Origin of the sequence: Streptomyces triticisoli, assembly GCF_003270085.1 — a bacterium.
Taxonomy (GTDB): Bacteria; Actinomycetota; Actinomycetes; order Streptomycetales; family Streptomycetaceae; genus Streptomyces; species Streptomyces triticisoli.
The window spans coordinates 1-8,584 of the sequence record NZ_QFDQ01000247.1 but is presented as its reverse complement, the minus strand read 5'-3'; the positions used below and the strand labels follow the sequence as shown (position 1 = coordinate 8,584).

The following is an 8,584-nucleotide window of genomic DNA, read 5'->3' as shown; positions in this document are numbered from 1 at the left end:
CTCGAGGCCGCCGCCGAACGGCTCGCCGCGGTGGTGCGCCGGCTGCGCGGCGAGGCCCCGCGCGGCGCCGCCGCCTGGGTCGCCGGGCTGAGCGAACTCCGTCAGGTACAGGGCCACTTGCTGACCCTGAAGGAGATGCGGTACGCCGACACCGCCCGCATCGACGAACTCGCCGCCGAGGCGGAGTCCGACCTCGCCGGCTTCGGGCAGCGGGCCGTCGCCTCCCTGGCCCGCGAGGACGCCTTCGCCGACCACCACGACGAGGTCGAACGCCTCGTCGCCGACGCCGAGTCGATCGGCTCCGTCGCCGAGGCCGCCCCGGTCGCCGACCGGCTCGACGACCTCGCCGGCAGCCTGCGCACGGTCACCGAGGTCGTCGCCGGCCTCGACATCGGCGACGCCACCGTGCGCACCTCCGTCCTGGAACGCATCGCCGAGGTGCTCGGCGGCGTCAACCGCGCCCGCGCCCTGCTCGACGCCCGCCGCCGGGAGCTGCGCGACCAGGAGGGCCGCGCCGAGTTCGCCGCCGAGTTCGCGCTGCTCGGCCAGGCCGTCACCGGCGCGCTGGCCGCCGCGGACGACCCCGAGGCCTGCGACGAGCAACTCGCCTCCCTGCTGGTCCGGCTGGAGAACCTGGAGTCCCGGTTCGCCGAGTTCGACGACTTCCTCGGCGAACTCGCCGACAAGCGCACCGAGATCTACGACGCCTTCTCCGGCCGCAAGCAGAGCCTCCTGGACGCCCGCGCCCGCCGCGCCGAACAGCTCGCCGCCTCCGCGGCCCGCGTACTGGAGACGATCGCCCGGCGCGCGGCCACCCTGGCCGACGCCGACGCCGTCAGCACCTTCTTCGCCTCCGACCCGCTGGTCGCCAAGGCCCGCCGCACCGCCGAGGAGCTGCGCGAACTCGGCGACCCGGTACGGGCGGAGGAGCTGGACGGCCGCCTGAAGTCCGCCCGCCAGGAGGCGGCCCGCGCCCTGCGCGACCGCACCGACCTGTACGCCGACGGCGGCCGCACCCTCCGCCTGGGCACCCACCGCTTCGCCGTCACCACCCAGCCCCTCGACCTCACCCTGGTCCCGCACGGCGACGGTCTCGCCTTCGCCCTGACCGGCACCGACTACCGCGCCCCGGTCACCGACCCGGACTTCGCGGCCACCCGCCCCTACTGGGACCGCCGGCTGCCGTCCGAGTCGCCCGAGGTGTACCGCGCCGAGCACCTGGCCGCCCGTCTGCTGCGCGAGCACGGCCCGGCCGCCCTGGCGGCGGCCGACGACCTGCCCGCCCTGGTGCGCGGGGCCGCGGAGGAGGCGTACGACGAGGGCCACGAGCGCGGCGTCCACGACCACGACGCCGCGGCGATCCTGACCGCCCTGCTCCCCCTGTACGAGCAGGCCGGCCCCCTGCGCCACGAACCCGCCGCCCGCGCCGCCGCCCAGCTGTTCTGGACCCACGGCACCACGCCCGCGGCCCGCGCGACCTGGAGCCGCCGGGCCGTCTCCCTGGCCCGTGCCCGCGACACCTTCGGCCCGTCCCCGGCGATCGCCGAACTGGAGACGGAACTGGCGGAGGCGATCGCGGCCTGGTCGTCGAGCACCACCGGCCACACGCCGCCGGCCGACGGCGGCCCGGCATCCGCGGGCGGCCCCGCTCCGATGCCCGCGGGTGGTCACGGTCTGGCGCCTGTGGGTGGTCAGGGCTTTGCGTCTGCGGGTGGTCACGGTCTGGAGTCCGTGGGTGGTCACGGCCTGGCGCCTGTGGGCGGTCTGGGCTTGGCGCCTGCGGGTGGTCTGGGCTTGGCGCCTGCGGGTGGTCTGGGCTTGGCGCCTGCGGGTGGTCACGGTCTGGCCTCTGCGGGCGGCCACGGGCCGGCGTACCCGGGTGGCGCGGGACTGCTCTTCGGGGGCGGGGGCGCACCGGCGTCCGCGGGTGGCGCCGGACCGGTCTTCGCGGCCGGGGCCGCGAAGGCCCACGCGAGCGGCGCCGCACCGGCGTCCGCGGGCGCCGGTGACGGAGCGGTCACCGCGGGCGCGTACGCCCTGGCCCGCGCCGCGGCCGCGTACCTCTTCGAGGAGCTGACCACCGGCCCCGACGGCTTCGTCGTCAGCGCCGCCACTCGCACCCTGCTCGACAAGTTCCGCCGCACGGTGGGCAGTTCCGCCTACGACGAGGACCTGGCCGCGCTCGACGACCTCGCCGCGCGCCGTCAGCTGGCCGGGGCGTGGCTGTCGGCGTACGTCACCTCCACCGGGACCGGGATCGCCGCCGGGGACCTGGCCGAGGCGGTGGCCGCCGAGCTGTGCCCGGACCTGACGCGGTACGAGTCCGAGGTCTCCCCGGTGACCGCGGCCGAGGGCCTGCTCGGCACCCACCCGCGCATCACGGGCCGCACCCTCACCCTGCGGATCGACGAGTTCCTGGCCCGGACGAGGCGGTTCGCGGAGGGCGACGTTCCCGCCTTCCGCGCCTACCAGCGCCGGCGCACCGCCCTGGTGGACGCCGAGCGCACCCGGCTGCGCCTGGACGACCACCGCCCGCGCTCCATGGCGGCGTTCGTCCGCAACCGGCTCATCGACGAGGTCTACCTGCCCCTCATCGGCGACAGCCTCGCCCGCCAGCTCGGCACCGCCGGCGAGACCAGGCGCACCGACACCGGCGGCCTGCTGCTGCTCGTCTCGCCGCCCGGCTACGGCAAGACCACGCTCATGGAGTACGTCGCCGACCGCCTCGGCCTGATGCTGGTCAAGGTCAGCGGCCCGGCCCTCGGCCACGCCGTCACCTCGCTGGATCCGGCCGAGGCGCCGAACGCCACGGCCCGCCGGGAGATCGAGAAGATCAACTTCGCGCTGGCGGCGGGCAACAACACCCTGCTGCTCCTGGACGACATCCAGCACACCTCGCCGGAGCTGCTGCAGAAGTTCATCCCGCTGTGCGACGCCACCCGCCGCACCGAGTCCGGCGACCGCTTCCGCGTCCCGGACATGCTCGCCAACCGCGCCGACGTCTGGAACCTCGGCGACGTACTGACCGGCAAGGAGGACGTCTTCGCGCTCAGTTTCCTGGAGAACGCGCTCACCGCGAACCCGGTCCTCGCTCCGCTGGCCGGCCGCGCCCGCCGCGACCTGGACCTGCTGCTCCGGCTCGCCTCCGGCGACCCCGCGGCCCGCGCCGACCGGCTCACCCACCCCTACGCGCCCGCCGAGGTGGAGCAGATCGTCGCCGTGCTGCGCCACCTGCTCACCGCGCGCGAGACGGTCCTCGCGGTCAACGCCGCCTACATCGCCTCCGCAGCCCAGTCGGAGGCGACGCGCACCGAGCCGCCGTTCCGGCTCCAGGGCTCCTACCGCACCATGAACAAGATCGCCCAGCGGCTGAGGACCGTCATGAACGCCGTCGAACTCTCCGCCGTCCTCGACGACCACTTCACCGCCGAGGCCCAGACCCTCACCGGCGGAGCCGAGGCCAACCTGCTGAAACTGGCCGAACTGCGCGGCACCCTCACCCATGAACAGGCCGTCCGCTGGGAAGAGCTGAAGTCCGCCCACGCCCGCGCCCAGGCCCTCGGGGGTCCCACCGACGACCCCCTCACCCGGGCGACCGCGGCCCTCGCCCTGCTGGCCGACCGGATGAGCGCCATCGAGTCGGCCCTCACCGGCTCCACCGCCTCCCGGGCCCGGCACGCGGCCGACCGCAGGAAGGAGCAGTGACGACGATGACGACGATGACGATGACGACGGTCATGGCGGAGATGACGGGGATGTCGCCCTTCCTGGTCCCGCTCACCACCGCGACGCTGATCGTGACGGCCTGCACGACCGTGCTGGTCCGCCGCGACCGCCGCCGCGCCCACGCCTACCGCGGCGGGCTGCTGCCCGAGGACGACTGACCGACGCCGCCCCCGGACACCGGTCGCTCGGCCGGTGTCCGGGGGCGGACGGACAACAGGGGAGAGGGCGGCGTCAGCGCGCTCGCGCCGGCCGGCCCGTCACCGTGCCCGGGGCGGTGAGCAGCGGGGCCAGTGCGCCGGTGCGCAGCCGTCGTACGTGGGACACGGCGAGCAGGCGCACCGCGAGGATGACGAGCAGGGTGACGACGGTCCCCACCAGGGCGCCGACGGCGACGTCGTGGGGGTAGTGGGCGCCGACGTACACCCGTGAGACGCCCATGGCCACGGCCGCGAGCAGGGCGACGGACCCGAGCCACCGGCTGACGACCAGCAGTGCCACCGCGAAGGCGACGGCGACCGTGGTGTGGTTGCTGGGGAAGGCGTAGTCGTCCACGGGGGGACACGCCTCGATGAGGAAGCTGTTCGGCAGGGCCCGGCAGGGGCGCTGCTCCTGGAACATGTTCTTGAGCCCGCTGTTGACGGCGTACGCGATGACGACGGCGAACGGCGTGGCCAGTACGGCGGCCATGACCGCGTTCCCCTGGTGCCGGGCGCGCCACCAGGCCACCAGGCCGAAGACCACGAACACGCCCATGCCGAGGGAGGAGTACGTCTCCGCGGGCCCGTTCAGCCAGGGCGTGTGCCGGGCGAACTCGGTGACGTCGGTGTAGAGGCCGCCGGTTATGGCCGCGCCGTCGAGCCCCTGGGCGGGCGAGGAGAGAGTCGTCATCTGGTGGATCTCCGGGGCACAGAAGCGGAATCCTCGGTGAAGCCGGGCTGTCCGAGGAATGAACGTCTGCAGATTGGTAGACGGTAGCAGTCGGCCGTCCGGCCGCCTCGGGCACGGTCGGCTTGCCCGGGCCCGGCCCGCACGGAGGTGGGTGCCCCCCAGGGAGGGCCGGTGGGCGTCGGGAGGCTCCGGGCCCCGGCCGGGGGCGGCCCGCCGGGTGGGCGAGACGGACGGGACCGAGGACGGCTGCGGCGCAGATCACCCCGGCCGCGACGCCGGCACGCAGCAGCCGGCGGCGGTCCTGTTCGGCGGTGGGCCGGGGTGCGGCGGGCCGGGGTGCGGCGGGCCGAGGGTGGGCGTGCGCCGTTGCGGGTCACTCCTGCTGTGCCGGGGGGCCCTTGCTTTTCTCGGCGGCCTGGGACGGGCGGCCCTGCTCTGCGGTGGGCCGGGGGGTGTCGCCCTGGCTCCCGTCCTGCGCCTTGCCCGGGTTGCCGGGCGGGGCCTGTCGCAGGTGGTCGGCGCAGTGGGCGGCGACGTTGTCCTCGCCGCCGGCGGCCGCGAGGAAGCGCTGCCAGGCGGCCGACTCCAGTGCCTTGCCGCTGCCCCTCGCCGACGGGTACGCCCGGCAGTGGACCTGGATGTCCTCGGCCGTCGGCGGGCGGTCGGGGGTGGGGGCGGCGGAGGGGCCGGCGGGGGGCACGGGGGACGCGGGGGACGCGGTGTCGTACGGCGTCGGCGCGGAGGATGCGGGGGCTGCGGGGGCCGAGGCGGAGGGCCGGCGCGGTGCACGGCCGTCGTCGTCCTGCCGCTGGTCGTGGCCCTTTCCGGGCGTACCGATCGCCGCCACCGCCACGCCGCTCAGCACCAGGCCGGAGACGAGGACGCCGACGGCGGCCCTCAGCGAGCGGCGGGCCGGGCGGGGCCGTGGCCGCCAGTCGTCCCGCTTCCTCGTGTCCGCCCGCTGGTGGCTCCCGCTGTCCCGCGCGGCACGGAACGCGGCCAACACCCGCTGTTCGGCGGGAGCGTCGAGGACTTCGGCGCGCAGTGCACGGCTCAGTGCGAGCCGCAGCCCGTCGGCACTCGACGCGCTGCCGTCGCGGGCGGGCACGCGGCTGCCGCCGTCGCTGTGTCGGTCGCCCATACCCGTGTCCATCCCGATGCGCTGGCTTCTCACTGATTCAACGGATCCGACGCCGTCACCGCTCACTTCGACTGCCTCAGCGTACGAAGCCGCTCCTCCGTCACACCTGCCGAGTGCCGGCCGAGTATCAGCCGAGTACCGGGGCCGCGGCGGCCGGGGACGAGGACCTTCACCACCGGGGGCGGTCCACCGTCTCCTGGAGTCGGCTCAGGCGGATGTGTCACGGGTGCGGGAACTGTCCCCGGCTTCCGGCCGGGGCTCGCCGTCGGCGTCCGCCGCCTCGGTGCCCCCGGTGCGCAGTTCGACGCAGCAGGCCCCCGCACGCGGGGCCAGCACGGCCGTGGTTTCCCGGTTGCCGCAGGCCGCCAGGTAACCGCACAGGAAGGCGTGGTTCATGCCGCAGACCAGTTCCGGTGCCTGTGCGGCGACGGGGTGGAAGGGGCAGTTGTGCAGTACGGTGCGGCGGCCGTCGTCCTCGGCCGTGGGTTCGAAGCCCGTCTCTTCCAGGAACGCGGTCACGTCCTTGCCGCCGGCCTCCGCGCCGAGCGCGCGCCCGCGCTCACCCGCCACCCGGAGGGCCGCCTCCCGTGCGCTCTCCGGCGGCCGCTGGGTGGCCGCGGCCTCGGCCAGCAGTGCGGCCAGCAGCTCGTGGCGGCGTGGCGGCAGACTGACCGCGAGGGCGTGGGGGCTGGGTTCGTAGACCTTCGGGGCGCGGCCCACACGGCGCGGCCCGTGGCCGCCGTGCCGGGCCTGCAGCAGTCCCGAGGCCACCAGCTTGTCCAGGTGGAAAGCGGCCAGTTTGCGGGAGATCCCGACCGCTTCCGACGCCTCCTCGCGCGTCACGGGCCGCCGGGCCCGCCGGACGAACTCCAGCAGCCTGCGGCGCGACTCGTCGCCGAGGACGGCGAGTACGGCCATCGCGTCGGCGCCGGCCGGGGCAGCCGCCCGCGCCGGGGTGGATTCGGGGGTCACGGCCTCACCGTAACTCCAACGAGTGGCACCGGGGCTTCGTCGTGTCCTCCCTCTTGACCTGCACTCCGAATAAGACCAACAATCGTTGGTGAAATGACTCACGGGCGACGATGTGAGGTGCCGCATGGCGGTCAACAGTGATCTGCGTCGGGCGAAGCAACCGGTCAGCGGTGCGCTGGCGGGTCCGTACGGGCATCCGTTCCATCCGATCCTGGTCACGGTGCCGATCGGGGCGTGGGTGTCCAGCCTGGTCTTCGACATCGCGTCGAAGATCGTCGGCCGGCCGGGGTTCCTGACCCACGGGTCGGCCTGGTTGATCGCCATCGGTGTGCTGGGCGCGCTGGCGGCGGCCTGTGTCGGCTTCCTCGACCTGTTCGCCATCCCCGCCGGTACGCCGGCCTTCCGTACGGGCCTGGTGCACATGGCCCTGAACCTCGCCGTGACCGTCGCGTACGCGGCGGGCTTCGCATGGCGCCAGTCCGGCGGCTATCCCGACGGCCGCGCGGTCGGCTCGGGCCAGCTCGCCCTGTCCGCCGTCTCCCTGGCCGTCCTCGGCCTGTCCGGCTACCTCGGCGGCAAGCTCGCCTACCACTACGGCGTCCGCGTGGCCGAGGAGTCCGTCCAGGCCGAAGGCTTCCGCACCCGCACCCCGTCCTGACCGGCCTCTCGCCTCACCACCACTGGAGCTTTACATGGACGTTGCCGCTCTCGCCGCCTGGGTGGTCACCGCCCTCGGCGGATTTGTCCTCCTCGCCCGCTGGATCTCCCAAGGGGGCCTGCGCCAGCAGCAGACCGGGACGACCCGCTTCCCGGCGCCGGTCGTCTTCGGCCACTTCCTGCTCGCGGCGGCCGGACTGGTCGTGTGGATCATCTATCTGGTCGCGGACCTGGACGTACTGGCCTGGACTTCCTTCGCCGTCCTCGTCGCCGTGGCCCTGCTCGGCTTCACCATGTTCGCCCGCTGGATCCCCGTCCACCGCGCAGCCGCCCCGGCCGCCGGGAACGAGGAGTCCCCGGCCGAACGCCATCTCCCCGTCCCCGTGGTCGCCGCCCACGGCCTCCTCGGCGCCGCGACCCTGGTCCTGGTGCTGCTGGCGGCCCTCGGAGTGGGCGGCAGCTGACGAGGGGTGCGGAAACGGGAGATCAGGACCGGGACGTCGGGCAGGCGCCGGGCCGGCCCCGCTCCCACCCGCTCGGTCGCGTTGCTCGTTCGGGTGCGTACCTCGTGCGGGCCTCGGTGCGGATGTTCAGGATTGGCCTCGCGATGTGTCTCCTCGTGAAGGTGAGAGAACATGCCGACGTACGTCTCATTGCTGAACTGGACCGAGCAAGGGGTCCGAAACTACAAGGACACCGCGGAGCGCGCCGAGACCTTCGGCGCGGCGGCGCAGAAGCTCGGGGCGAAACTCCTGAACATCTACTGGACCGTCGGTCCCTACGACCTCGTGGCCGTCGTCGAGGCACCCGACGACGAAACCGCCACCGCGGCACTCCTGCAGCTCGGTGGGGTGGGCAACATCCGTTCCACGACTCTGCGGGCCTTCCGGCGAGAGGAGATGGAGCGCATCATCGCCAAGGCGGCCGGCTGACGAACCCCCGCACACCGCGGGCATCCGCGTACCCGGGGCGCACGCAGAGGGCGTGTAAAAAGATTGCACCCCCTGCCTTCACCACCCTTGTACCGGCAGGCCGTCCGGACCAGGACCTGGTCCAGCAGCGTCGAGCACACCATCAGGATCGCCGTGGTCGGCACCAGCGACCGCCTCCCGATCACCACCGACGGCCTCGTCCACATCAAGCAACCCGTACATCGGGCAACCCGTAGCCCCGGCCGGCCCCCGACCAGGTCACCTGGTC

At 74.3% G+C, this 8,584-nt stretch carries 8 protein-coding genes; 5 read left to right on the top strand and 3 right to left on the bottom strand.

The window, feature by feature from the left end; all coding sequences use genetic code 11:
• The coding region (locus DEP02_RS35070; protein WP_232839321.1) for a DUF7902 domain-containing protein at positions 1 to 3,705 on the top strand (3,705 nt) is incomplete at its 5' end.
• Positions 3,706 to 3,710: 5 nt separating this feature from the next.
• Positions 3,711 to 3,884, top strand: coding sequence for a hypothetical protein (locus tag DEP02_RS34185; protein WP_198668647.1), 174 nt, complete (start codon positions 3,711 to 3,713; stop codon positions 3,882 to 3,884).
• A gap of 73 nt (positions 3,885 to 3,957) precedes the next feature.
• Here the strand turns inward: DEP02_RS34185 and DEP02_RS29020 are convergent, their stop codons facing one another.
• From DEP02_RS29020 to DEP02_RS29010, 3 genes are all read right to left on the bottom strand, one after another.
• A complete protein-coding gene (locus tag DEP02_RS29020) occupies positions 3,958 to 4,614 on the bottom strand; it encodes a phosphatase PAP2 family protein (RefSeq protein ID WP_112470645.1) in 657 nt (218 codons plus the stop codon).
• 373 nt (positions 4,615 to 4,987) lie between these two features.
• Positions 4,988 to 5,755: a hypothetical protein gene (locus DEP02_RS29015; protein ID WP_112470644.1), complete on the bottom strand. Its 768-nt coding sequence runs from the start codon at positions 5,753 to 5,755 to the stop codon at positions 4,988 to 4,990.
• 207 nt (positions 5,756 to 5,962) lie between these two features.
• A complete protein-coding gene (locus DEP02_RS29010; protein ID WP_232839320.1) occupies positions 5,963 to 6,727 on the bottom strand; it encodes a helix-turn-helix transcriptional regulator in 765 nt (254 codons plus the stop codon).
• Positions 6,728 to 6,851: 124 nt separating this feature from the next.
• Between DEP02_RS29010 and DEP02_RS29005 the strand changes: the two genes are divergently transcribed.
• The 3 genes from DEP02_RS29005 to DEP02_RS28995 all read left to right on the top strand — a co-directional run bounded on the left by DEP02_RS29005 (position 6,852) and on the right by DEP02_RS28995 (position 8,316).
• Positions 6,852 to 7,385 carry a DUF2231 domain-containing protein gene (locus tag DEP02_RS29005; protein ID WP_112470643.1) on the top strand — a complete coding sequence of 178 codons (534 nt, stop codon included), beginning with the start codon at positions 6,852 to 6,854 and terminating at the stop codon, positions 7,383 to 7,385.
• Positions 7,386 to 7,419: 34 nt separating this feature from the next.
• Positions 7,420 to 7,848: a hypothetical protein gene (locus DEP02_RS29000; protein WP_112470642.1), complete on the top strand. Its 429-nt coding sequence runs from the start codon at positions 7,420 to 7,422 to the stop codon at positions 7,846 to 7,848.
• A gap of 171 nt (positions 7,849 to 8,019) precedes the next feature.
• Positions 8,020 to 8,316, top strand: a complete 297-nt coding sequence (locus DEP02_RS28995; RefSeq protein ID WP_112470641.1) for a GYD domain-containing protein — start codon at positions 8,020 to 8,022, stop codon at positions 8,314 to 8,316.
• The last annotated feature ends 268 nt before the right edge of the window (positions 8,317 to 8,584 follow it).